Annotated in this window: 25 protein-coding genes and 1 tRNA gene; 10 read left to right on the top strand and 16 right to left on the bottom strand. The window is 46.8% G+C overall.

Annotation, left to right across the window (positions count from 1 at the left end):
• Nucleotide 1: 1 nt before the first annotated feature.
• From flgN to D8Y20_RS01565, 10 genes are all read right to left on the bottom strand, one after another.
• Nucleotides 2-496, bottom strand: a complete 495-nt coding sequence (gene flgN / locus D8Y20_RS01610) for a flagellar export chaperone FlgN (protein WP_121541278.1) — start codon at nt 494-496, stop codon at nt 2-4.
• Nucleotides 490-777, bottom strand: a complete 288-nt coding sequence (gene flgM / locus D8Y20_RS01605; protein ID WP_121541277.1) for a flagellar biosynthesis anti-sigma factor FlgM — start codon at nt 775-777, stop codon at nt 490-492. The genes flgN and flgM overlap by 7 nt, the downstream gene beginning before the upstream one ends.
• Nucleotides 767-1,279 (bottom strand): rod-binding protein, encoded by a 513-nt coding sequence (locus tag D8Y20_RS01600; RefSeq protein WP_121541276.1) that lies wholly within the window; start codon nt 1,277-1,279, stop codon nt 767-769. The genes flgM and D8Y20_RS01600 overlap by 11 nt, the downstream gene beginning before the upstream one ends.
• Complete coding sequence (locus D8Y20_RS01595) at nt 1,279-2,394, bottom strand: flagellar basal body P-ring protein FlgI (RefSeq protein ID WP_121541275.1); 1,116 nt, start codon at nt 2,392-2,394, stop codon at nt 1,279-1,281. The genes D8Y20_RS01600 and D8Y20_RS01595 overlap by 1 nt, the downstream gene beginning before the upstream one ends.
• Nucleotides 2,382-3,077: a flagellar basal body L-ring protein FlgH gene (locus tag D8Y20_RS01590; protein WP_121541274.1), complete on the bottom strand. Its 696-nt coding sequence runs from the start codon at nt 3,075-3,077 to the stop codon at nt 2,382-2,384. Before D8Y20_RS01590 ends, D8Y20_RS01595 begins: the two co-directional genes overlap by 13 nt.
• The gene (flgA, locus tag D8Y20_RS01585; protein ID WP_236075181.1) at nt 3,074-3,811 is read right to left on the bottom strand and encodes a flagellar basal body P-ring formation chaperone FlgA; all 738 of its coding nucleotides are present in this window, start codon (nt 3,809-3,811) and stop codon (nt 3,074-3,076) included. The genes D8Y20_RS01590 and flgA overlap by 4 nt, the downstream gene beginning before the upstream one ends.
• Nucleotides 3,812-3,813: 2 nt before the next feature.
• Nucleotides 3,814-4,602, bottom strand: coding sequence for a flagellar basal-body rod protein FlgG (gene flgG, locus D8Y20_RS01580; RefSeq protein WP_121541273.1), 789 nt, complete (start codon nt 4,600-4,602; stop codon nt 3,814-3,816).
• A gap of 9 nt (nt 4,603-4,611) precedes the next feature.
• Entirely contained in the window at nt 4,612-5,352 is a 741-nt protein-coding gene (locus D8Y20_RS01575; RefSeq protein ID WP_121541272.1) for a flagellar hook-basal body protein, read from the bottom strand.
• A gap of 260 nt (nt 5,353-5,612) precedes the next feature.
• Nucleotides 5,613-7,874, bottom strand: a complete 2,262-nt coding sequence (locus D8Y20_RS01570; RefSeq protein ID WP_121541271.1) for a nitric oxide reductase activation protein NorD — start codon at nt 7,872-7,874, stop codon at nt 5,613-5,615.
• A 129-nt stretch (nt 7,875-8,003) separates the two neighbouring features.
• Complete coding sequence (locus D8Y20_RS01565) at nt 8,004-8,810, bottom strand: CbbQ/NirQ/NorQ/GpvN family protein (RefSeq protein ID WP_121541270.1); 807 nt, start codon at nt 8,808-8,810, stop codon at nt 8,004-8,006.
• 178 nt (nt 8,811-8,988) lie between these two features.
• Between D8Y20_RS01565 and D8Y20_RS01560 the strand changes: the two genes are divergently transcribed.
• The gene (locus D8Y20_RS01560) at nt 8,989-9,909 is read left to right on the top strand and encodes a metal ABC transporter substrate-binding protein (protein WP_161957555.1); all 921 of its coding nucleotides are present in this window, start codon (nt 8,989-8,991) and stop codon (nt 9,907-9,909) included.
• The gene (locus D8Y20_RS01555) at nt 9,906-10,691 is read left to right on the top strand and encodes a metal ABC transporter permease (RefSeq protein WP_121541268.1); all 786 of its coding nucleotides are present in this window, start codon (nt 9,906-9,908) and stop codon (nt 10,689-10,691) included. The genes D8Y20_RS01560 and D8Y20_RS01555 overlap by 4 nt, the downstream gene beginning before the upstream one ends.
• 96 nt (nt 10,692-10,787) lie before the next feature.
• On the opposite strand, the gene D8Y20_RS01550 is transcribed toward D8Y20_RS01555, so the two are convergent.
• A complete protein-coding gene (locus D8Y20_RS01550) occupies nt 10,788-12,293 on the bottom strand; it encodes a phosphomannomutase (protein WP_121541267.1) in 1,506 nt (501 codons plus the stop codon).
• 208 nt (nt 12,294-12,501) lie between these two features.
• On the opposite strand from D8Y20_RS01550, the gene D8Y20_RS01545 reads away from it, so the two are divergent.
• Nucleotides 12,502-13,377 (top strand): hypothetical protein, encoded by an 876-nt coding sequence (locus D8Y20_RS01545; RefSeq protein ID WP_121541266.1) that lies wholly within the window; start codon nt 12,502-12,504, stop codon nt 13,375-13,377.
• Here D8Y20_RS01545 and D8Y20_RS01540 read toward each other — a convergent pair.
• The 3 genes from D8Y20_RS01540 to D8Y20_RS01530 all read right to left on the bottom strand — a co-directional run bounded on the left by D8Y20_RS01540 (nt 13,374) and on the right by D8Y20_RS01530 (nt 15,553).
• Entirely contained in the window at nt 13,374-13,700 is a 327-nt protein-coding gene (locus tag D8Y20_RS01540) for a hypothetical protein (RefSeq protein WP_121541265.1), read from the bottom strand. The genes D8Y20_RS01545 and D8Y20_RS01540 overlap by 4 nt on opposite strands.
• Nucleotides 13,697-14,050 carry a hypothetical protein gene (locus D8Y20_RS01535; RefSeq protein WP_121541264.1) on the bottom strand — a complete coding sequence of 118 codons (354 nt, stop codon included), beginning with the start codon at nt 14,048-14,050 and terminating at the stop codon, nt 13,697-13,699. Before D8Y20_RS01535 ends, D8Y20_RS01540 begins: the two co-directional genes overlap by 4 nt.
• Before the next feature lie 84 nt (nt 14,051-14,134).
• Nucleotides 14,135-15,553, bottom strand: coding sequence for a ribulose-bisphosphate carboxylase (locus D8Y20_RS01530; RefSeq protein WP_121541263.1), 1,419 nt, complete (start codon nt 15,551-15,553; stop codon nt 14,135-14,137).
• Between the two features lie 171 nt (nt 15,554-15,724).
• Between D8Y20_RS01530 and D8Y20_RS01525 the strand changes: the two genes are divergently transcribed.
• Nucleotides 15,725-16,663 carry a LysR family transcriptional regulator gene (locus D8Y20_RS01525; RefSeq protein WP_121541262.1) on the top strand — a complete coding sequence of 313 codons (939 nt, stop codon included), beginning with the start codon at nt 15,725-15,727 and terminating at the stop codon, nt 16,661-16,663.
• Nucleotides 16,660-17,112 (top strand): hypothetical protein, encoded by a 453-nt coding sequence (locus tag D8Y20_RS01520; protein ID WP_121541261.1) that lies wholly within the window; start codon nt 16,660-16,662, stop codon nt 17,110-17,112. The genes D8Y20_RS01525 and D8Y20_RS01520 overlap by 4 nt, the downstream gene beginning before the upstream one ends.
• Nucleotides 17,113-17,119: 7 nt before the next feature.
• On the opposite strand, the gene folE is transcribed toward D8Y20_RS01520, so the two are convergent.
• Complete coding sequence (gene folE / locus D8Y20_RS01515) at nt 17,120-17,713, bottom strand: GTP cyclohydrolase I FolE (RefSeq protein ID WP_121541260.1); 594 nt, start codon at nt 17,711-17,713, stop codon at nt 17,120-17,122.
• Nucleotides 17,714-17,987: 274 nt separating this feature from the next.
• On the opposite strand from folE, the gene D8Y20_RS01510 reads away from it, so the two are divergent.
• The 5 genes from D8Y20_RS01510 (at nt 17,988) to D8Y20_RS01490 (ending at nt 22,142) form a co-directional block, all read left to right on the top strand.
• Nucleotides 17,988-18,572, top strand: coding sequence for a histidine phosphatase family protein (locus tag D8Y20_RS01510; protein ID WP_121541259.1), 585 nt, complete (start codon nt 17,988-17,990; stop codon nt 18,570-18,572).
• 230 nt (nt 18,573-18,802) lie between these two features.
• A complete protein-coding gene (locus D8Y20_RS01505; RefSeq protein ID WP_121541258.1) occupies nt 18,803-19,738 on the top strand; it encodes a carbon-nitrogen hydrolase family protein in 936 nt (311 codons plus the stop codon).
• 344 nt (nt 19,739-20,082) lie between these two features.
• Nucleotides 20,083-20,156, top strand: a tRNA-Gly gene (locus tag D8Y20_RS01500).
• Nucleotides 20,157-20,190: 34 nt separating this feature from the next.
• Nucleotides 20,191-21,381, top strand: a complete 1,191-nt coding sequence (locus D8Y20_RS01495; protein WP_121541257.1) for an NAD(P)/FAD-dependent oxidoreductase — start codon at nt 20,191-20,193, stop codon at nt 21,379-21,381.
• A 71-nt stretch (nt 21,382-21,452) separates the two neighbouring features.
• The gene (locus D8Y20_RS01490) at nt 21,453-22,142 is read left to right on the top strand and encodes a histidine phosphatase family protein (RefSeq protein WP_121541256.1); all 690 of its coding nucleotides are present in this window, start codon (nt 21,453-21,455) and stop codon (nt 22,140-22,142) included.
• Here the strand turns inward: D8Y20_RS01490 and D8Y20_RS01485 are convergent, their stop codons facing one another.
• Complete coding sequence (locus tag D8Y20_RS01485) at nt 22,143-23,204, bottom strand: DUF3616 domain-containing protein (RefSeq protein WP_121541255.1); 1,062 nt, start codon at nt 23,202-23,204, stop codon at nt 22,143-22,145.
• Between the last annotated feature and the right edge of the window lie 175 nt (nt 23,205-23,379).

Genomic DNA, 23,379 nt, shown 5'->3' with positions numbered 1-23,379 from the left:
ATTACCCGGGCGTCCTGCGATTATAGGTGTGCTCAGGTTGACTCAGACCCAAGCCCTGCAAAATATTTGACGTCACATTATATGCAGCATGTAAGCGTAACTTATTTTCCTGATTACTCTGATCCACCTTGATCATACGCTCATACAAATTACGGCGTAAGGACTGAAACGCTGCCGCTTTAGTGCCTGCATACATATCAATCACGACCGATAATGACAGCTCTCTGGAAACATCATATGAATCCAGCAATTGACGACACTGCTGCTCCAACTGGCCAAGGCACTGGTGAGCAATAATACGTTCATCCGTCAACTGCATGATTTGATCCGCATCAAGATGACGAATAGCTTCATATTCAGCTTGCGCAATTTTTTCCAATTCAAGCGCACACACATTCATTTTCTCCAGCACACTATGTAGCTCTTCTAATGCGTTAGCTGGCAATGCGATGATCTTATGAGAACGCTTTGGGCTAGAGATATTATGACCTACCATGACCGCTCCGCCAACGCATTGCTGACGATCTGCGCGGCCACTTTATGGCTGTCCGATTTAAAGCTTCCCTCTTCCAGAGCGCCTCGAATTTCTTCAATACGCTCCATCCGTACATCTGACATTTCACCAAGCATGGTCATGGCTTTTTCACGCAAACTGGCTGCATCTGTAACTTTAACAGAATCTCCACCTGAACCCGACGCCTTGCCTTTGCCCTTACCTTTTGAGGCACTGCCGGAACGCTTAATTCCAGAAGATCCTGATGTACTATTAATGCGCATCTCTGTTTACCTCCATGGCCAAACCACGACTCATCTCTAATTTATCGGTGGTTTTGGAAATTTCTTGAATCATTGCATGATTTCCCTGCTTAGAAGTGCGCGCATGCTGGGCACCTTCAAGCTGGCGATAAATACTTTCAGCGATACCAAAGTCACCACGCTTTGCACTGGCCTGAGCAATGGCATCATCCATCATTGAAGCATGTACATTCTCAGCATACCCACTGGGCATAAAATCAGACTTTCCTACACTCTTACGCATTTCAGTCATCATCTGCTGCACAAAAACCGCTTCAAGCTGCTTGCTGACTTTCCACAGCCCTTCATCTTTTTCTTTTACCGGCACCGTTGTTTGTGATGCAAGCACACGATGAAAACTGTTTTTATTGGTAGCTGTTGGCGAATGCGTGCGAACATTGGCTGATTGCTGCGTCTTCACATGCTGTTGCATCTGCTCCCGCTTCAAGATGCCATCGATAACGAATTCGACCAGATCTGCCATTACATCGTCCTCAAATCGGCATGCAATGCACCGGCTGCTTTGATCGCCTGCAGTACCGCTATTAAATCACTTGGGCTGGCACCCACCGCATTCAATGCACTCACAAGTTCGGATAAAGAGACCTGTTTAGGTAACACTACCAATTTAGCTTCACTTTCAGTCACATCCACAGCAGTACGATCCACCGTTGTGGTCTGTCCACCGGCAAAAGCACCCGGTTGTGATACTTCGGGGGTCTCTGTCACGCTGACAGTAATATTACCATGCGCCACAGCAACCGTATCAATGCGCACATCCTGCCCCATGACGATAGTGCCGGTACGTTCATCAACAATCACGATGGCCTGATGATCTATAGCGACATCGATCTGTTCGATATCAGCAATCAGATCAATCGTATTACTGCTTGGGTTCCACACTTTAATCGTGCCTGAATCCGTGGCTCTGGCCATGCCTTTACCCAATTTGGCATTGATCGCACGCTGCATATTTCTGGCCGTAGTAAAATCAGGACGACGCAAACTCAATGTAATATGATCCTGCTCAGCAGTTAACCCGCGAGGAGCTGCTTTTTCAACACGCGCACCATTCGGAATAGTACCTGCCGTAGGATGCCCTTTGGTCGTGCTGGCTCCTTTTCCTTCAACTGAAAAACCACCAATGGACAAGCCACCCTGAGCAACCGCGTATGGACGACCATCACCACCAAGCAAAGGTGTTACCAACAATGTGCCGCCTCGCAAGCTCTTGGCATCCCCAATACTGGAGACAGTAACATCCAGTTGCTGGCCGGGGCGTGCAAATGCAGGCAGTTCTGTTGTCACCATGACTGCCGCAATATTTTTTGGTTTCATTTTGGTAATATCAGCACGCACATTCACACCCAGGCGTTCTAACAGAGCTGTAATACTGTTGATAGTAAAGGGCGATGAGGTTCCTGAATCCCCGGTACCATTGAGGCCAACGATCAGGCCGTAACCGATCAGGGCATTACCACGCACGCCTTCAATACTAGCCAGGTCTTTGATGCGTTCAGCTTGGGTCTGCATCGGTAATAGCAGCGCTATTGCCAATACAGCGAGGCTTAGTCGGGGAAGGTAGGTTAAAATGGCCATACTTGATCCAGTGTTTTCGATAACCAGCCTTCATGGGTCACATTTGCCAAAGCACCTGTGCTACCATAACTGATGCGTGCCTGAGCCACTTTTGACGATGGAATAGTATTATCTGCGGCAATATCGGTTGGACGTATCACACCAGAAAACGTGATCTCCTGTGGCTCATGATTAACATTCAACAGACGCTTACCAACCACCCGCATATTACCGTTGGGATAGACATGCATCACAACCGAAGTAACACTGGCTGTTAAGGTATCCGAGTTATTGGTGGAACCGGAACCGTCAAATGTTTTACTGTTGCTCATGCCTATATCACCAGCAGGACTCACATCTTTATTGGCTAGCGCTGCACCATAGGTAATATTGGCGCTCAAACCCGTTTTGCGGTCAGAGGTTTTACTCTGTTTACTGGCTAGAGACCGTGTCGCTTTGGCATTTTCCGAGACTACAATCGTTACCAGGTCCCCTACTTGGGCAGCTTTTGAGTCGGATAAAAAACCAGCTCCGCCATTGCCCCACAATGAGCCGCTTTGACTGGTATCAGGGGTCGGTGTACTCAAAGCCTGATCCACTTCCTGTTTTTGTTGTGCATTGGCCTTGCTATCAACACGCGGCATGCAACCAGATACTAGAAACATGCTGACTGTCAATAAAATGGCCATCATTAAAGCATTCATCCTTCAGCTCCCTGGAACAGCACACGCACAGCACCGGCGCTTTCAACGATGGTTTGTACTACTTGCTGGCTGCGTAAATTTTTCACCAATAAACGTTGCCCCTGTTGGGCTGAACGCATCGCTTTACCCTGTGTACGCACATGTAAACCACCAAATTCAACAATCATTGTCACCAGCTCTCCACGCTGAATCAACGGAGGACGTTTCATATGATTACTGAGCAACAGATCACCTTTATACATCCGACGAGTCAAACGCATGCCAACCGCGTCATTATTTTGACGAACCAAATGACCACTATGGCCAGCTATATCGGTACGCGTTCTCTTTAACATAGACTGTGTGAGCAAGCTACGTGCCGGAATATCTTTCACCATAACAACTGCCATGGCCCACCAATGTACACGAACAGGTACATACCAACGTTTACCGCCCTGCTCGGCAACCAATGAGAAGCGTTTAGGATGGCCACGCAACGATAGGGGCAATGACCAGCGAATAGCACCGCTCGTCACAGGCCAGCGTTCAACACGAATCAACTCAGCAGAAGCGCCGCGCACCACCACACCATTGTTAAAGAAGGATACAAGCGACTGCTGCATGACTGAATCCGATGCTGCTAATGCAAAAGCAGGCAAGCTCAGAACAGGTAGCAACATAGCGACGACCAGCATCAGCAAGCGCTTGGATGTGTTCTCACACACCCCTTCCAACAATGGCAGGTGGCGAATCACGCTTACCTCCTGATGCTGTTGGCGGTCTGCAGCATTTCATCAGCTGCCTGAATCGCCTTGGAATTCATTTCATACGCACGTTGACCTGCAATCAAATTCACCATCTCTTCAACCATACTAACATTGGACATCTCCAACATACCCTGACCAATCGAACCAAGACCATTTTCAGCCGGGTTACCGATTACCGCTTCACCGGATGAATTACTGGGTTGAAAAAGATTTGAACCCAAATGGGTAAGCCCGGCTGGATTGATAAAGTCGGCAATCTGAACTTGCCCCAATACAGACTGAACACCTCCAGCCTGCACTGCAGAGACTGTGCCATCCTGTGAAATCTGTACTGCCTGGGCATCCGCCGGCACGGTAATACCCGGCTGCACCAGATCGCCATTCTGAGTCACAATCTGACCGGTTGAATCCACACTGAATTTCCCATCACGTGTATAGGCGGTATCACCATTGGGCAATTGAATCTGAAAAAAACCACGCCCCTGAATGGTGAGATCCAATGGATTGTTGGTTTGCTGAAAACTACCCTCTGTGAAAATACTATCGACACTGGCCGCTCTCACACCCAACCCAACCTGAATACCTGTTGGTAGCTGCGTACCGGCAGAACTTGCCTCGGAACCCGGCGATTTGATCTGTTGATACATCAGATCCTGAAAGTTAGCCCGTCCACGCTTAAAACCAGTTGTATTCACATTTGAAATATTATTGGATATCACATCCACATTGAGACTCTGTGCCGACATGCCTGTTGCCGCCGTCCATAATGCTCGCATCATAATAAACTCCTACTGAACCACACCGACTCTGTCGTTAAGCAGGCCGGCCTGTTGATTATATTGTTCTACAATTTTCATCGTGGATTGATAATTTCGCATGGTGTCGATCATACTTACCATCGATAACACAGCATTCACGTTAGAATTTTCTAATGAACCATGATGTATCGATACCGTTTTATCGGCTTCAATCATATTTTCCTTATCTGTTTTGATAATCACACCTTCACCCTTTGTGATAAGGCGTTCATCACGCAGCATGGACAATCCTAATTCCGCAGTAGCGTTGCCATTCACATAAATAGTGCCGTCTTTAGTCGCACTCATCGCGCCAACAGGCAACGTAATCGGCGAATCTGATTTATCCAACACAGCCAGATTACCTTGCGTAAGCAGATTGCCGTCGGCATCCATTTTAAAATTGCCAGCCCTACTTAACGCCACTGAACCATCCGCCAGTTGGACACGAAAATAGGCATTGCCATTGATGGCAAAGTCGAAATCAGAACCGGTATGATGTACAGAGCCAGCTTGTGTGCTCACATATTGTTTATTCATGGATAAAAAGGCGGCGGATGTTTGTTCTGGATCTCCTACACGTCCCATCGCATTAGAAAACTGCGATGCAAAAGAGGTGCGATCTTCCATATATCCGGCCGTATTCACATTGGCGAGATTGTTACTGATGGTATCCAGCTTCTGCTGTGCCATGTCGCCTGCGACACCGGCCATTAAATAACCTAATTGCATAATGTACTCCTGAACTACTGCTTGCCTGCTTGTACTAATGCAAGATAGCGGCCAGTGAACACCTCTATGTTTTATGCTTTTATTTCAATCACTTACAAGACTACATGCTCAGGAATAATGTTCCTCGGGGAATTTTTTTCCGCTTTTAAGAGGACATTCTTTCCGCCGGCCAACGTGCCCTGTGTGATGGATACGGCAAAAAAATACCGCCCCATTACAGGGCGGCATTATATGCGACTGAATCATTAATCAGCTACTTGTTACTTGGTTAGCGAAATAAACACCTCAGGCAATTTTTCCGGTAAACGATCGACATGATCAATAATGCTATATTGACTACCAAAAATATCCGCCACGTATTCATCCGCTTTAGGGTCAAGGTTGATGCAATACGTATATACACCATCCTGATCCAGTTCTTTAACCGCCTGACGCGCATCCTGAATCAACAACTGATCATCATCCACATCAATATCAGCAGGCTCACCATCGGTAAGAATCAACATGAGCTTCTTATCCGCTTGCTGGGCTTTGAGATAATGCGCCGCATGGCGCATAGCAGCACCCATTCGGGTAGAATAACTTGGTTCCATAGAAGCCAGACGTGATTTCGAATCTTCGCCCCACTCTTCAGAATACCCCTTGATATGATAAAAACGCACATCGTGGCGCGTATTGGAATTAAAGCCTGAGATTGCGAATTTGTCCCCAACCTGATCAATCGTCCAAGCCAATAGTGATACGGCCTCTTGAGAGAGTTCCAAAATGGTCTGATTACTACCGGCTGCTTTTTCGCTCAACGATTGTGATAGATCCAACACCAGTGAAACAGCCACATTACGGCCATCCGTTTTATGCGACATATTCACGCGAGGGTCAGGTGCTGCCCCGCCCTTGAAATCAATCAACGAGCGAATAGCCACATCCAGATCCAGCTCCGAACCATCTTCCTGATAGCGCACGCGCACGCGATCCTGTGGTTTAAGCATATCCAGAATCGCTTTCAGACGTTTGGCTGTCGCACTGTTTTTGGCAAGCAGGTTGTCAATAACAGCCGCATTGCCTCGCGGTTGCAGCGCTTCATACACGCTGACCCAATCCGGACGATAATGTTGCGCGTTATAATCCCACTCGTGATAATGGCGTGGTGGAAGACCTTCATGTTCATCCTCGGTCTGACGTTTATCCAAATGTTCAAAGGTCGTCTCTTCATCATCACCCTGTTCAATATAGATCCACAGATGACGATTATCATCCCGATAATCTACTTCAGTGTTCTCAAAATATGTGTCTGGCAACGCATCGGTCTGTCTGCGGGTGCGGGCAATAAAAGAGAGCGCAATCATCGCCACATCTCTGCTACTGGATTCACCATCTTTCATCGCATCATAAAAGCGCTGAACAAACTCACGAATATCGGCATCTTCGATCTTGTAATCGGGATCAAGCATGCCTCTGGAAGCAATAGCCAGACGCAGTGGAATTAACGACATCCCTTCTACTGCCAGATCTTCCTGTTTGGGTTCAGGATGCAGTGCTATTAATGTTTTTTTCAGACCCGGAAAACGTTTACACGCCAGATAATCGACGCGGGCATCCTCAAAGGTCTCAACACCAATACGCTGAAACGGACTCCAGTTATCAACAACCATCTTTTGGCTCCAGCGCCGATGCGCCGCCATATGCGCCAGCGTGGCTCGATAACGATCGATACCGGAAACACCACGATCATCATCATAGACATCCGGCAACCGGATACCATGATCATCGTAGTACGGCATGGGTTTACGCAACTCATCAAAGATGAGCGAGTACGGCACCAGATAGTCCGAGTCCTGCCAAAGGCCGCGTAGAAAAGCATCAAGCTTACGCTCGCTGTCTACCAACAGTGTTCCATGACGCTCACGCTGCATCACCGCATGTGAATCGGCAGATTGCAGGGAGAAAAAATCGACCTGACGTCCCGGATGCGTACTATAATATTTCACACCGTAATCGACCCAGTTCTTATATCCTTCCAGTGACAATTCACGTAATAGTATGGGTGATTGTTTCAGCATATCCGGCAAACCAGGGCTGGGGAAGGTGGTGTGATGCCCCTGCACAGATACAGACGTTTGATCCATCATTTCACGCAGAATCTCTATATACCGTTTAAATGAGGTATAATTTTTCAAACGCTTAGCGACTGCACCACTGGTTTGCAAAAAAGGCACCATCGCTTTGAAATTTGTATGCGTGGACATGTAATGCGCAAATTCACGCAGATCTTCCAGAACCTCTTCACCCACCTGTCCCGCCACCAAAGGCGCTTCTTCCAAATATACCAGCAACGGTTCAGGGCCACGGCCCATCTTGCCAAGAAAACGTGCATTTTCGATATAACTGACCAGTCCCTGCTTGGAAAGCAGTGCTTTCGCCTCGACCATGCACTCATCAAAAATTTTATCGGCTTGAGCAAAATTACAGTTCAAGCGCTGCCAATAGACTTTTACATCCATGGCTCTTAACGATTCACCCATGATTGACCACCCTGGAGTTCTTACTCCACATTGTTTAGTTAAACCTCAACAGATCACTGTAACACGTATTCAATACTGACCACTTTGTAAAAAGTCATCATCGCGCCCATGTACGGACGCACAATACGATCAGCCAAATGTGGCATCAATCGCATGATCCAAGGTATCACGGATATCAGCATCATCTGTAATTGGGCGAACCAGTGCCATACGGCAGGCAGAACGCGCGTTAATACCACCTTTTATCAAGGTCGCTGCATAAGTAAGTAGACGGGTAGAAATACCTTCATCCAGACCATGTCCTTTTAGGTTACGGGCTGTTCCACCAATCTGAACCAGTTTAGCCGCCAATTCAGCATCAATACCGGTTTCTTTGGCCACAATGTCTGTTTCCACTGCCGCAGTTGGATAATCAAATTCAAACGCTGCAAAACGCTGTTTGGTCGATTGTTTCAGATCTTTCATCAAGGTCTGATAACCCGGGTTATAAGAGATCACCAGCTGGAAATCAGGGTGCGCTTCAACCAACTCACCTTTTTTATCCAACGGCAGCGTGCGACGATGATCGGTCAACGGATGGATTACAACAGTCGTGTCCTGACGCGCTTCCACGATCTCATCAAGGTAACAAATAGCACCAATGCGTGCAGCAGTAGTCAACGGCCCATCAAGCCAACGCGTGCCATTGGCATCAAGCAGATAACGACCAACCAGATCAGATGCAGTCATGTCTTCATTACAGGCCACAGTGATCAATGGCTTATCCAGCTTCCATGCCATATATTCAACAAAACGTGATTTACCACAGCCCGTCGGGCCTTTCACCATCACCGGCAAACGGGCCGCATAAGCAGCCTCATATAGCTCGATCTCTTCGTTCTGAGCCTGATAGAATGGCTCTTGTTTAATGTTGTACTGCTCATTATCGGTGGTCATCGTTTCGCCTCCTGAAATTGTTGGGACTCAGTCTAACCCCAGCGCAGAAAAAATCATGATTATAATAATTATGGCTATCATCAAATTTACTGATGTATTTAACATTTTATATAAATTGGCATTGAATCTGCTAACAACTTCTTTATTACTCTTCATACAACTTCATTGGTGGTTTCACATGCGTAGTAAACAATCTACAACAGGGTTAGTCGCTGCATTCATCATATGGATGTGCATCACACCCTCTGCCCACGCAGGTAGTAAGCCGGTTATTATTGCCACCATGCCAGCACTGGCACAAATTGCTGAGGCTATCGGTGGTATTGATGTAGAAGTACAATCATTAGTGTTGGTAGGGCAAAACCCCAACATATTCTTCATTCGCCCCAGTCATATTCGTAATCTCTCAAGAGCAGATTTACTTTTCTCTGTAGGTTTTGGTCTTGAATCATCCTGGTTGAGTACCCTGATCCATCTGTCTAAAAACCCAAAGGTAACACCTGGCATGCAAGGCTATTTCAGCGGCGATGATGCCATTGAAGCCATTGGTGTACCACGCGGTATGACCAGCGACACCATGGAGCAATGGTCTTCAGATACAAACCCTTACTGGTGGCTTGATCCGGAGCTTGGCATCAAAGTGGCATTAGCACTGGCTATTCGTATGAGTGAGATAGATCCGGTCAATGCTGAGCGATATCAACAAAGAGTTGACGCATTTGTCACGGCTATTCGAGGCGCATTACCGCGCTGGCGTGATTATATGGATCTGCACACCGGCGCCATCATTACCTACCACAGCACCTATGTGTATTTCATGAAATCCATGAATATTGAACTAGCTGGGTTCGTTGAACCTAAATCAGGCATCGAACCATCCACACGCCACCTGGATAACCTGGTCGATATTATTCGTCAAAAGAAGGTGAAACTCATCTGGGTTGAACCATACAATAGCAAAGCGATTGCCCAACGCATAGCCGATGCCGCAGGTATTCGTCTGATGGTATTACCCGATTCGGTCGCAGGATTCGGGGCAAAAGGATATATCGGTATGTTTGATAGAATGATTGAACGTATCGCGAGGTGGAGCCAATGATTTTATTAACAGTATTAATAGCCACGCTGGTGATTGCTATCAGCCTACCCGTATTGGGGCAGAGGGTACTGGAACGACGTATTGTATTTGTTGATTTGGCTCTGGCGCAGGTTGCAGCAACAGGTTATGCGCTCGGCATGGCTCTGCATATGCCTGGCATATTCATCGCCATCATCACCACTGCTATTGCCGTAGCGCTGATGGCAACCATGGATGAAGATACCATCTTACCCAAAGAGGCTGTCATGGGTGCAGTGTATGCCTTTGCAGCCTCTCTTGGCATGGTTCTACTATCCCTGCTACCGTATGGTGAAGGGCAATTGATGGAGCTGATGTTCGGCAGTATTCTAGGCGTAAACTGGGAAGGTATTGGAATACTCGTAGCATTTTCAGCCGTTGGATTGGCTCTGGCTTTAACACCACACAGCAACACCTATCATGGTCGTTTACGTTTCTCTGCCGGATTAAGCCTGATCATCGTGCCAGCCATTCATGCTATCGGTGTATTGCTCGTATTCGCTTACCTGGTCATGCCCGCCCTATCCGTATGGCGCAATGGTCACAACGGCCCGATATGGCAAGCTACTGCCCTGGCAGCCCTTGCCAGTGTAGTCGGCACACTCACAGCCCATTTTCTCGACCTGCCACCGTCTGCAACCGTCGTATTAACACTGGGGCTTATTTCCACCATTATCGGTATAATCATTCATTTCAACAAACAAGAAGAAACTGAAGAAGAGCAAACAGAAGATAAGAAACAAGAAGAAACTGAACTGCTATAGATACCACAAAATATGCATCGACAAAAACGATCACCTAGCAGGACAATTCGCCCTCATTATTAATATGAGGATCAGAAGTCGATCCTTGTTAAGTCGTTACCGCCAACTTTCCAGGATATCCATACAGATTCTATTCATTTCAACAGCACGTGCATCACTGGCAGCCTCATTGTAACAACGCAGTTCAGGTGCATTTCCGGATGGACGCAAATGAGCAACTTCTGCACTTTCAAACGTAACACGCACACCATCTGTATTATCAATAGCCACGACCGAACCAAAAGCTGCACCCAACAACGCTTCTGCCGCAGCAATATCACGTGCTGTATCACCGGTATTGAGGGCACTCAATCGCGATTGACTCAACGCAGTTGGAAATTCTTTCAAACGATCACTATAGGTAAAACGCTGTGGCAATGTCTCCAGCAGTGCTGAAATAGTAAGATTATACTCCTGTGCCAACATCAAAATGGCTAATGGCACAATGACTGCATCACGGGTAGGCAAAGCAGGCAAAATACGGCCATTCAATGCAATATCGGTAGCCGTAAGAAAACCACCATTGGCTTCATAACCAACCACGCTGCTGGCACCATCTGCAATCGCTTCGTTCATCGCCGCAATAACAAAAGGAGAGCCAATACGGGTACGGTCCACGCGCTTAAACCAGCCGGACTTTTCGACTGCGCTATTGCAGCTCACTGGTGTCGCCACACAACTGGCCTGCAAATATTTGGCACACAACACACCAGCCACATCACCACGCAACCAGATGCCATTTTCATCACTGACCAGCGGCCGATCACCATCACCATCGGCAGATACAATACAATCAAAGTCATATTCTTTGGCCCAATCAGCGGCAAGCTTTACATCTTCAGGACGAATAGCTTCTGTATCCACCGGAATAAATTTTATTGAACGACCCAGACAGGCAACCTCTGCGCCCAGCCCCTGCAGAATCTCTACCATCACATCACGCGCTACAGTGGAGTGCTGATACACACCAACCTTGCGACCTGAGAGACAGTTTTCCGGAAAAAAATCGACATAACGCTGCACAAATTCGCGCTCAGCAACATCCAACACAGATGGCAACAGTGACTGAACAAGCGCATTTCCATCGTCATCAAACAGACCCGCTGGTATCGATACACTGCGTGCAGTCATCGCCTGCTCATCACTTTTGAGAATTTCACCAGCTGGTTTATAAAATTTAATACCATTGCGATCATCAGGAATATGGCTACCTGTCACCATAATCGATGCCGCATTTCGATGCATGGCATAACTGGCCACTGCCGGTGTGGGAATAAAACCGCAATTGACAGGTTCGCAGCCAGCATCATGGGCTGCCAAGGCCACTGCAGCCATGATGCGTGGTGAACTGGGACGAAAGTCTCCGGCAATGGCAACGCGTGCGCCCTTCTTAATATCGCCACTGCTCTCAAGCGCCTGTAAAAACGCCAACGTATAGGCATAACAGACCCGGTCGGTCATATCGGCAGCCAAGCCGCGCGCACCACTGGTACCGAACTTCGCACCACTACTTTCCATCAATGCTGCTATTGATAACAACCCATTATTCTGCACATCTGTCATGTTGAAACTCCCGCTTCGTTCCCCTGTTTCTGATAGCTACGCAACTATAAGCCTGAGCACAATTTCTTCCACCTCCGCTTGCTTCACGTTTCCAGCATCTCTGCAGACTGATTTCAACGCAAGCCAGATAGTGTTACCATCTTTTTTTAAAAAGGCATGCAATGGCCACTGTTATAAGTAAAAGACACCCATTCATCAGGAGTCAGACATGAAACTTCTTTACATTTTTTTCTCTCTTGCTCTCATCTCTCCAACTACCATTCTGGCTCAACCTAAAGCAGGTAATGCCACAACACAAAAGTTGGTAAATGAGCTTAAAATACTTACAGACCAGGCTGAACGTGATCGATCTGCCAACTATCGCCTGATCGATCAGTTGCGCGATTTAAGCGCACGCTATGATCAACCATGGGATAGACAGGTATTGTTTGATAATTTTCGCGACGGCGATTTCTTGCGTAATCCTGTTTGGCATAACAGCTCCGATGATTTTTGGGTGACACGCAGTATTGGGCTACGCAGTGTGTTAAATCCCCAAACAGCACAGCCACAAACGCAACTCAATAGTTCTCCTGAAGCAGCCATCATCGGTATGATTCTTGGCAACAACAGACCACGCCAACAAGCTCAACCAACGGCCCCCCAGCATTTACGTGCTGATCTATCCACAGCGGTCAGTATCAGCAATGCTTTTTCCATCACTATAAAGATATCAGCGCTGGGCCGGGGTAAGCAGCATGGTAGCTTTGAATTTGGCCCTTACCAAAGGCAAAACCTGGAGTCTGGTTATCGACTGATGTATCAAGCCGGTACGCGGCCAGCATTAAAACTGCTTCGCTATCAACGCAACAGATCTGCCGTGATTGATATTTACGATACCGGCAAGCTGTTAGAAGATGGAAATATGCATAAAATTGACTGGCAACGCAGCGCTGATGGTTTAATGACTGTTTCACTCGATGGACGCCGCTTGATTCAAGCGCGCGACAAAAATTATCGCGATTCGTTCAACGGCTTAATCATGAGCAATCGCGGTGGTGATTATGGTATTCGCTCCATTTCTGTTTTTTCATCCGACCGTTAGGCATAGATATCCACCAAGCTGTGCTCAAACACCAGCGTATCGTTTAAACCGTTAAAATTATAGGTAAGGAAAAATAGAGGGTCGCTCTTTCTATCAGGCATGGTTGAGGGTGGATTGAAACGCAAGCCGTTGCCTCCCCCTTGATCTACTTCTGTTTGAGCCGGGTCAGCTCGAACTACCGCTGCCTCGATTGCTTCAGTTGTTTCGATTCGCCGCTGATCTGCCTGCATTGATGATTGTTTGTTCTGGCCAAGATTCAACGCAACCATACTGGCCTGTTGACCATTATCGAATTGCACACCCATCGCCAGCGTCAGCTTCATAACATTCGCCCCGCAACAGGTAATAAGATTCCTATAGCAACGGCAACAGTTGCCGATCCCAACAGAAAACGGAAGAGAAGCATTTTCATCAAAGCATTATAACCACCTGTTTTTATGTACGAACTTAAACAGACCTCCAGATATAAGCGGTATTTCCTGATCCAATGGCGCATAAACAGTGCCAGCCACATTACGCACTTGTATTCAGCAAGATGATGAACCGGAATTGGGAATGTGGTTTTAGCCACAGCACCCTGTAACTGTTCAGATGATTTCTGATTCGCGTAGTACCAAGGAAAAGGTACGAAGTTTACGTCGGTTTGAAGTATTTTAACGCAGGAATCACGCATCAGGAGCGAGCAGAATAATCACAAAGAAAAAAGGCCCCTGCTTTCGCAGAGGCCTTTTCATTTTGTTGACTTAAAAGTCGGAGCTTATTTGTGCGCGCCCACTTTTTCACGCCAGTCAGCGCCGTAGATCTTATCAGCATCGCCCGGGAATGAGTCGAATGCACGTGCAAACTCGTTATGAGTCTTAGCGTATTCGATTGGATCAGTACCGGATTTCCAGCAATCGTATGCCTGATTCAGTGACTTACCACCAGATGCAGGACTATCGATATGACCGAATGCACCACCACCACAGGTATTGATGAGGTTACCATGTCCAAGGTTTTCGAAGAAACCAGGCAGACGCAGTGCATTCATACCACCGGAGATGATTGGGCAGGTAGGTTTCATGCCATACCATTTCTGGTTGAAGTAGTGACCCATGCACTCATCACGCTCGATCATGTATGCCAGCACGGTTTCTTTACCGTGACCTTCCATCTTACCATAGCCCATAGTACCTACATGAATACCGGAAGCACCCTGCAGACGAGCAAGTTTCATGTAGCACAGTGGATCCATGCCCATTGGTGATTTATAAGAGGTTAATGCACCGTGACCAGCACGATGGAAGTGCAAGAATGTATCAGGGAATGCACGACGAGCAGTGGTTACACCAGCAGGACCAGTTACAAAACCATCGATCAGGAATGCAACATGTTTTTCGTTGCCGTATTTAGCAAACGACTCAAGGATGAATTCACCACGCTTGATACACTCACCATGAAAATCAGCAGTTGCATTGGCAGAGAACAGTTTCGCTTCACCGGTTTCCTGCTGTGCACGATCCATCGTTTCTGCAACCATAGGAATAACAGTTTCCATTGGACAGAAAGGCTGGTTGGCCTGTGGTTCATCATTCTTGATGAAATCGCCACCCAGCCAGAACTCGTAACATGCCTTAACAAATGGATCAGGACGCAGACCCAATTTAGGCTTGATGATAGTACCGGAGATATAACCACCATCTACTTCAGGGCGGCCCAACACTTTCCACAAGTCGGTAATACCAGCACTTGGACCATCGAATTTTTTAATCATGCATTCAGGAACCATGAAATCCAACATACGTAAGCCAACATGATCGCCCATACCCTGGTTATTACCCAGAATTAAAGACCACATATGTGATACATTGTAATGACCATCAATCAAGTTTGGATCAAAAAGTTCTACGGGGTATGCAACCTTCATCAAACCGCCACCCGTGACGCTGTTACCATCAGCAAATGCAGTTTCATCTACGTCATATACCAGTGCATCCACACTACGTGTGAAATCATCGGTGGTAGATACTTCTACGTTGGTACCGGTAGAAGATTCAGCCGCAATATGCGCAGCAACTTCCAGGAAACCATAGCCTTCGGCCGGAATTAGTTTATAAGCAACAAGCAAGTGCTTGCCGCCTGCGATTAGGTCTGCTTCATTCAGACTCAGGTCTGCGTAACGATTCGATTGATCCATTAGGGAATTCCCTCCAGTTTTATTATGTGAGCAAAGAAGCTTTCGCCCCTCTCCGTCGCGGTGGAGGATGATAAACCTCTTCAGCGATGGATGGAAGTATAGAAAGCACTTCCATAATGTAAAATCAGAGCATATGATGTCTTCCATAACTTTTTCTTATGGTGGTGCACAATGAACATTACACTCAAACAGTTGTCTATACTTGAAGCGATTGTAGAGAAGCTCAGTTATACTGAAGCTGCAAAATCACTATTTATGACGCAACCGGCTGTTTCCATGCAGATCAAACAGATGGAGTTACAGGTAGGTATGCCACTATTTGATCGTGATGGTAAAAGGGTAACACCGACTCAGACTGGTACAGAGCTACTCTATTACGCCCAGAATATTCGCCAACAACTGGAAGAAGCATCGGAGATGATCGAAGAACTCAAAGGCATGAAACGCGGCAAACTACACCTCACCATGGCATCGACCGCCAACTATTTTGCCCCTCAACTCATTGCCGCTTTTCATCAAGAGTTTCCAGCCGCACAGGTAACGCTTGATGTAAGTAATCGCAGAGGCCTGCTTGATGCACTCGATAATAATATCACCGACATGGTCATTATGGGACGCCCTCCACAAAACAAAAAAATCAATGGCATACCATTTATAGATAACCCGCTTGTGGTCATTGCCGCGCCCAGCCACCCTCTTGCTAAACGCGAACACATTCCATTGGCAGAAGTTGCCGATGAACACTTTATTGTGCGTGAGGCTGATTCAGGCACACGCATCGCAGTTGAACGATTCTTTGCCAAGCATGATCTGCAACTGATTACCGGCATGGAAATGAACCGTTCCGAAGCCATTAAACAGGCCGTGATGGCTGAACTTGGGCTCGGCATTGTATCACTGCACACCATCGAGATGGAACTGGCACTCAAACGATTAAACATTCTCAATGTCGAAGATTTCCCAATCATGCGCCAATGGCATATTGTGCACCGAACCGGAAAGCGTTTTGCAGCCATTCCGGAAGCTTTCAAAAACTTTGTCTTGCAGCATGCCAAAGAATTGATTGATATCACCCCGATAAACAACCCTTCATCTATGGAGAACACATGAACAACACACAGACAGCAACTGTTATCGCCAGTATCAGTTTCGACTTTCGTGGCAAGCGCTTCGAACCATCTATTACGGTTGACCTGCATACGATGATGCTAAAGAAGCAGCCATTGAACTATCTATATGTATTGCTTGGTGCTTCCATTGATCTGGATGCCTATCGGCATGAGTATGATGTAATGGTGATGCATGCGATTGTGTATTCAGAGCCCACCGGCCTAGCTTGTGATTTTTTTACAGATGGAACACTCGACTTTGAAGGCTTTACCCATGCGTGGCATAAGATGCGCATTCTCTCTGAGATTGAGGCTATTGCTGAACAGCATCTCAATATTTCTGACCTGATGCAGCAGCCCGATATCCAACAAGCTCTGATAGAAAGCTACCAGGCAGGCCAGAAAAATCCGATCATTGTAAAAAAAGGAAAAATATCTTCTCCCTTCTAAACACCCGCTATTTTTTCATGCCTATCAGTTGAAACAGTTCCAGGCGTGAGGATGGATTCTTCAAAAATGAACCGGTCAATTTCGATGTTGTGGTCCATGAATCAGGTTTATGTACCCCACGGTGACACATACAGAAATGCTGACACTGAATAATGACCGCCACCCCTTTAGGATCCAACACCTCTTCAATGGCATTGGCAATCTGCATGGTCAATTTTTCCTGCACTTGCAAACGTTTGGCGAAACCATTCACCACGCGTGCGAGCTTGGAGAGGCCGACCACACGATCACGCGGAATATAAGCCACGTGCGCCTTACCTATAAATGGAACCATGTGATGCTCGCAATGACTATGTACTTCAATGTCTGAAACCAGCACCACTTCATCATAACCCTCAACCTCTTCAAAGGTTTTCAGTAGATGCTCACGCGGATCTTCTTTATAACCGGAGAAATGTTCACCCATCGCCGCTAAAACACGTGCAGGAGTCTCTAACAAACCTTCCCTGTTCACATCTTCACCAATGTATTCAAGCATGCCACGCACAAAACCCATCGCTTCGATATTCTTCTTGTCTTCGATGTCAAAATCGTCAGTCATCATTCATTCCTTTCATTGCAACGCGTTATTGTGATGCGTTTTAAAGTCATCATCGCCCCCATGGGCGGGAGCGAAAATCAACAACTCACTTCGCAAGCAATTGATTTGTAATCGAAACTTAGCATAAATAAACCTATACAACGCCACAGTTGCCAGCATTGCAGCATGCGTCAATATTTCGCACCTGAAATAACATACCGCTCTGTTTTACAGTTCGGTCGATACCATAGCGGATTTTAAATCTACACAACACCTGTAAAATATAGGGGATAAGATGTTAACTATCGATGTGCTACGCCACGGCGCCCTACAAGGCGGCATAAAATATCGCGGTCAAATTGAAGCGGAGCTTACCAGCCAAGGACGCCTGGCAATGGATCAGGTATGGCAGCCACTGTCAGAACAGGTGGAGTGCATCATCACATCCCCACTCTCCCGCTGCGCTACAGCGGCTACCGACTGGGCCAAACGTGCAGATATTCCATGCATCATCGAACCACGCATTGCCGAAATGCATTATGGTGCATGGGAAGATAAAACCATCGAGGAAATTGAACAAATTTCACCGGGGTTGATCCAGCAATGGCGTCAGGACCCAACCGGCATGCGTCCTCCCGGTGGAGAATCTCCAGAAGAGTTGCGTGAGCGTATTGCAGAATGGTGGCAAGAAACCACCAGCAACATGACGGACGGTCATATTCTAGTGGTAGGCCACTCCGGCAGCATGCGCATGCTTATCGCCCATGCCCTCAACCTGCCCATTGCTGCCACCCGCGACATGCACATGCCCTACGCCAGCTGGAAACGCCTGCAACATGATCAAACAACGACGCGACTTATTCCAGTCACGCCAGCGTAATCTCGCCACCACCACATAAAAGCATCTCCAGAAGCCTGTCGGACTTATGAGAAATCTACTGATTAGCGTCAATCCAGAGAGCTGACATACGAACTATCTGTATATGCTATGGATATGGTGGCTGAGTCTTCATTTAGCTCCCAACATAGCGAATTTGAGTCTCAATAGAGAATAGCCTACTATTTAGCTTGGTTATATTGTGCATTAAATATTCAGTAGGAGTATTTGCCATGGGTAAAATCGCAATCGTTCAAGAATCTTCTATACTGTTAGATCGTAAAAAGACAATTGAAAAGGCTGTTCTTATGATTGACCAGGCAGTAGCCAATGGCGCAGAGATGGTGATTTTCCCAGAGGCGTTTATTTCAGGTTATCCTGCCTGGATATGGCGACTCCGACCTGGTGGAGATTGGGATTTAAATGAGTCTTTACATGCTCGTTTGTTAGACAGTGCTGTCGATCTCAATTCCGATCAACTAATGCCGCTTTGCGAAATAGCAAAGAAGCACGCAATAACAATCGTGTGTGGCCTTAATGAAAGAGATGGAAACCTTAGCAAGGCAACCCTATACAACACTGTCGTCATTATTGGGCCAGAAGGAAATATTATTAATCGCCATCGCAAGTTAATGCCAACCAATCCTGAACGTATGGTATGGGGCTTTGGAGATGGCACCGGGTTGAAAGTGGTTGATACTCCTTGTGGAAGGATTGGTACATTGTTGTGCTGGGAAAATTATATGCCTCTGGCAAGGTACAGCCTCTACGCTCAAGGTATAGAAATTTACATTGCACCTACCTATGACAGTGGCGATAACTGGATTGGATCGCTGCAGCATATTGCACGTGAAGGTCGTTGCTGGGTTATAGGCAGTGGTGTCGTTTTGGCGAACAGTGATATACCCACGGACTTTCCGAATAGAGACACTTTGTATCCCTTTTCAGAAGAATGGATCAACCCCGGAGATTCTGTAGTGATCTCGCCAGGTGGTGAAATTTTGGCTGGTCCAATGCATCAAGAGAAGGGCCTACTCTATGCCGATGTGGATCCAAACCTTGCTGACATTGCAAAACGCGCGCTCGATGTCGCAGGCCATTATGCAAGACCAGATATTTTTACACTTCACGTCAATACGCAACCTCAAAGACCAGTTGAGTTTGAGTAGCTAAACCTTCATTGCTTAACATGGGTATAGGAAATGTTGAATGATTCGATATTTCCTTGCAGCCCACGGATGGGCTACTAACAGGCCATATAAATGGTTGGTTTCATGCTACACTTTTATGTGTAGCCCCCTTCGGGCATGGCCCGTGTAAGATTACTCTCCTGCAAGAAATTAGCATTTCCATAGTGAATGTTGTGATTTCTGCACTATATTGCTTCACCCCCATATTGGTAACACTGCTGAATTCCCCCCCCCCTGCTTTTGGCGACCACTCCAAACAGATGCATGGTTTCCAAGTAAACAGAAAAAGGCCACCATTCGAAACATCTTACAAGCGTAAGATTGCGGGTGTCTTACAATGGTAGTAAAGCAGCTTCCCAAGCTGAGAACGAGGGTTCGATTCCCTTCACCCGCTCCAAAAACAGACAGATCACAACACAATGGATTTCACGATGACCTCTAACACATACGACATCATTATCATTGGTGCAGGTGCCGCCGGATTGATGTGTGCAGCGACTGCGGCGCAGATGGGGCAATCCGTGTTGATACTCGATCATGCTGACAAGGTAGGAAAAAAGATCCTGATCTCCGGCGGTGGACGTTGCAATTTCACCAACCGTTTAACCACTCCAAATCATTTTATTTCGGCCAATCCTCACTTTTGTAAGTCTGCTCTGGCCCGATTTAGCGCGCAGGATTTTATCAACATGGTTGAAGCGGCAGAGATCTCCTACCACGAACGCAAACATGGCCAGCTATTCTGTGATGATTCGGCCAAAGAAATTCTGGAAATGCTCATGGCCCCCTGCCGTGAATATGGTGTGCGCATCCAGCTCAATGCCAAGGTCAACACCATCACGGAAAAGAATCATCAATTCACTGTCGAGAGTGATCGCGGCACATTCACTTCAACATCGCTGGTCATTGCCACCGGCGGCCTCTCTATCCCCAAGATGGGCGCTACCCCTTTTGGCATTACGCTTGCCGAACGCTTTGGCCTGAACGTCAATCAACCTGTTGCAGGGCTAGTACCCTTCACCTTTACAGGCCAGGAAAAAGAGTCCTTAAAATCATTGGCAGGCATTTCGCTTGATGTCACTGTCAGTTGCGGCCCCCACGCCTTCAGTGAAGCGATGCTATTCACCCACCGTGGCCTTTCAGGCCCAGCCATACTGCAAATCTCATCATACTGGGAACCGGGCGACACGCTTACAATCAATCTACTGCCGAAGCTTGGCATCAACACCCTGCTCGCACTAAAAGAGCAACGCCCGGATGCACAACTCACAACGGTGTTATCTGAGCTACTACCCAAGCGTCTGGTACAATTATTAATGGCCGGAGAGTTGGGCGAGACAAAAATCCGTCAACTCAACAAAAAACAACTACTACTGATTATCTCGCTACTGCAGGACTGGCAACTCAAACCCAATGGCACCGAAGGATATCGCACTGCTGAAGTGACCGTGGGCGGCGTGGATACCAACGAGCTCTCTTCAAAAAGCATGGAATCCAAAAAGATCCCCGGCCTCTATTTCATTGGAGAGGTGGTCGATGTCACCGGCCATCTCGGTGGCTTCAATTTTCAGTGGGCCTGGTCTTCCGCTTATGCCGCAGCCATGGCCATAGTCGAGTCATAAACATTATCGGCAATCATCCGAATCAACCATCCGTTTTTGCCTGATCTTATTTTCTTGGATAAGCTACGCTAATGTTAAAAATACTACCGATCATCATCACCCTTTTCTGTGCAAGCACTCAGGCCGGGGCTGAAACCTTCACCTCGCATGCAACCGAGATCTATTTTGTACGCCATGCAGAAACCATGAGCAATGCCACTGGCACTGCGAATATCAATAATGATCGCACACTTTCCAAGGCAGGAGAACAACAGGTACAACGCCTTACAAAACAGCTGCAACAGCTCGACATCGATCACATTATTGTTGGCCCACAACAGCGCGCGCTAAAAACCATTCTGCCTTTCCTGAAACAAGCAAAACGCACTGCTGAGATATGGCCAAGCCTTGATGAGTGCTGCTGGCAAAAAAAACCAGCCATCCAACATACAGCCCGGTTAAAATTCGGATCAAAGATTAAACTTCACAGGCAAATGAAACCCTTCTTCATCTTTCCTGATGCTCACTCCCACTACAGGTATTATACCCAGAGTTATGATGAAGGGATCACTCAGACAACATTCGCAGCGGATAAGATCATTCGTACATTTGGCAATTCAGGCCAACACATTTTGGTGATTGGTGATTATCACTCCGGCACGCGCATCATTGAGCTGCTTCAGGGCTTACAACCTGATGGCTGGTATCAACTCAGTAATGCTAAAATCATTAAGCTCAAAGAAGTCAGTGATGGCACTTTTATACTGAACAGCGATATCTAATCAGCGCTTCTTAACCGTTATCCACATGCTTCGAAACCTGCGTGCCGTGATAGCAGCATCTTTACAGCGGCCTCCTGCCACACGTCGCATACCATCATCACTTAATATCTGAACCCGCTCCTTCTCATGCGGATAAACAACCACAGTCTCAGGATGCAACCCATGTAGATCTATTGCCTTGATCAACACCGGCTCATCCGATGATCTGCCCGACCAGAGAAACAATTTAAAAGCATCTCGACCATCAAAAGCGCCAGCTACAATCATATAGGCATTCAGGTGATCCATAAATGCCATAGCGCGAATACCAAGCCCGTGCAGTGGTAACAACACCGCATCACCGAAACGGGCGGCCTTCCCAATAATCAGATCTTGTGGATTTTTCAACGTGATAAGCAATGCTTTGCCATCAGGAACCGGACTGCGAAAAGCGATCAACAATGCTCCATTCGGTGCTGTACTGAGCCCCTCAATATTCAGACTACCATAATGTTTGGCCGCTAAGCCGGATGCCTGCCGCAGCGCAAATCGATGAAGTGATGGGGCATGGATCATATCTTCAACCAGTGCCTCATAAGGCCGACCGACAAATCTAACAACAACTTCGCCAGCCAAATCATCTACCTGCGTGGCAAAAAACTTATACCGACTTGATCGACGTTTGCCCTTTTTATTTCTGGCATGTGATGTGATCCAGTAAATACGATTACCAATCTGCGCTGCAGCTTCGATATCGGCTTCCGGATGTTTCGCATCCAGGTTTAAAAAAGGTCCGAGATCGAAGCTTTGTATCGGCCCGTGTTCAATTCCGTCATGACGATAGAATCTCAAAATATTATCTTCGTCATTAGCCACGACAAAGGTGGATGAATCAATCGCTATCGCTGCCGATGCATCGCACATGCCAGTATATTCGATGACCTCTTCATCGCGCGCTTCAGACGCCCCCACCACTGTAAGCATCTGTAAAAAAGCAAGAAAAAACGTCACTAATAACACAGGTGTCTTTTTGTTGATCATATTGGCTTGATACACCATATCCGACTTAAAAACAATCATCATTTCAACATTATCCACTTTTTCAAGGCCTTAAAGAATAATCTAGATGATAAGCAATTATTTAGATGTTTCACTTTAAGTAAAATACTATAAACAACTGTTATAGTTAATGAAAGATTAATGCCCAATAATTAAGCATTCCGAACGCATGTCACCGAAATGTAATAAAAGCAGGCCA

The sequence above is a fragment of the Mariprofundus sp. EBB-1 genome, from assembly GCF_003665155.1.
In the GTDB taxonomy this organism is placed as follows: Bacteria; Pseudomonadota; Zetaproteobacteria; order Mariprofundales; family Mariprofundaceae; genus Mariprofundus.
This window is presented reverse-complemented; position numbering and strand designations above follow the sequence as displayed.

Coding starts and splice junctions, on each gene's coding strand:
- flgN (WP_121541278.1), bottom strand. CDS start 496: ATGGTAGGTCATAATATCTCTAGCCCAAAGCGTTCTCATAAGATCATC.
- flgM (WP_121541277.1), bottom strand. CDS start 777: ATGCGCATTAATAGTACATCAGGATCTTCTGGAATTAAGCGTTCCGGC.
- D8Y20_RS01600 (WP_121541276.1), bottom strand. CDS start 1,279: ATGGCAGATCTGGTCGAATTCGTTATCGATGGCATCTTGAAGCGGGAG.
- D8Y20_RS01595 (WP_121541275.1), bottom strand. CDS start 2,394: ATGGCCATTTTAACCTACCTTCCCCGACTAAGCCTCGCTGTATTGGCA.
- D8Y20_RS01590 (WP_121541274.1), bottom strand. CDS start 3,077: ATGAATGCTTTAATGATGGCCATTTTATTGACAGTCAGCATGTTTCTA.
- flgG (WP_121541273.1), bottom strand. CDS start 4,602: ATGATGCGAGCATTATGGACGGCGGCAACAGGCATGTCGGCACAGAGT.
- D8Y20_RS01575 (WP_121541272.1), bottom strand. CDS start 5,352: ATGCAATTAGGTTATTTAATGGCCGGTGTCGCAGGCGACATGGCACAG.
- D8Y20_RS01570 (WP_121541271.1), bottom strand. CDS start 7,874: ATGGGTGAATCGTTAAGAGCCATGGATGTAAAAGTCTATTGGCAGCGC.
- D8Y20_RS01565 (WP_121541270.1), bottom strand. CDS start 8,810: ATGACCACCGATAATGAGCAGTACAACATTAAACAAGAGCCATTCTAT.
- D8Y20_RS01560 (WP_161957555.1), top strand. CDS start 8,989: ATGCGTAGTAAACAATCTACAACAGGGTTAGTCGCTGCATTCATCATA.
- D8Y20_RS01555 (WP_121541268.1), top strand. CDS start 9,906: ATGATTTTATTAACAGTATTAATAGCCACGCTGGTGATTGCTATCAGC.
- D8Y20_RS01550 (WP_121541267.1), bottom strand. CDS start 12,293: ATGACAGATGTGCAGAATAATGGGTTGTTATCAATAGCAGCATTGATG.
- D8Y20_RS01545 (WP_121541266.1), top strand. CDS start 12,502: ATGAAACTTCTTTACATTTTTTTCTCTCTTGCTCTCATCTCTCCAACT.
- D8Y20_RS01540 (WP_121541265.1), bottom strand. CDS start 13,700: ATGAAGCTGACGCTGGCGATGGGTGTGCAATTCGATAATGGTCAACAG.
- D8Y20_RS01535 (WP_121541264.1), bottom strand. CDS start 14,050: ATGCGTGATTCCTGCGTTAAAATACTTCAAACCGACGTAAACTTCGTA.
- D8Y20_RS01530 (WP_121541263.1), bottom strand. CDS start 15,553: ATGGATCAATCGAATCGTTACGCAGACCTGAGTCTGAATGAAGCAGAC.
- D8Y20_RS01525 (WP_121541262.1), top strand. CDS start 15,725: ATGAACATTACACTCAAACAGTTGTCTATACTTGAAGCGATTGTAGAG.
- D8Y20_RS01520 (WP_121541261.1), top strand. CDS start 16,660: ATGAACAACACACAGACAGCAACTGTTATCGCCAGTATCAGTTTCGAC.
- folE (WP_121541260.1), bottom strand. CDS start 17,713: ATGACTGACGATTTTGACATCGAAGACAAGAAGAATATCGAAGCGATG.
- D8Y20_RS01510 (WP_121541259.1), top strand. CDS start 17,988: ATGTTAACTATCGATGTGCTACGCCACGGCGCCCTACAAGGCGGCATA.
- D8Y20_RS01505 (WP_121541258.1), top strand. CDS start 18,803: ATGGGTAAAATCGCAATCGTTCAAGAATCTTCTATACTGTTAGATCGT.
- D8Y20_RS01495 (WP_121541257.1), top strand. CDS start 20,191: ATGACCTCTAACACATACGACATCATTATCATTGGTGCAGGTGCCGCC.
- D8Y20_RS01490 (WP_121541256.1), top strand. CDS start 21,453: ATGTTAAAAATACTACCGATCATCATCACCCTTTTCTGTGCAAGCACT.
- D8Y20_RS01485 (WP_121541255.1), bottom strand. CDS start 23,204: ATGATGATTGTTTTTAAGTCGGATATGGTGTATCAAGCCAATATGATC.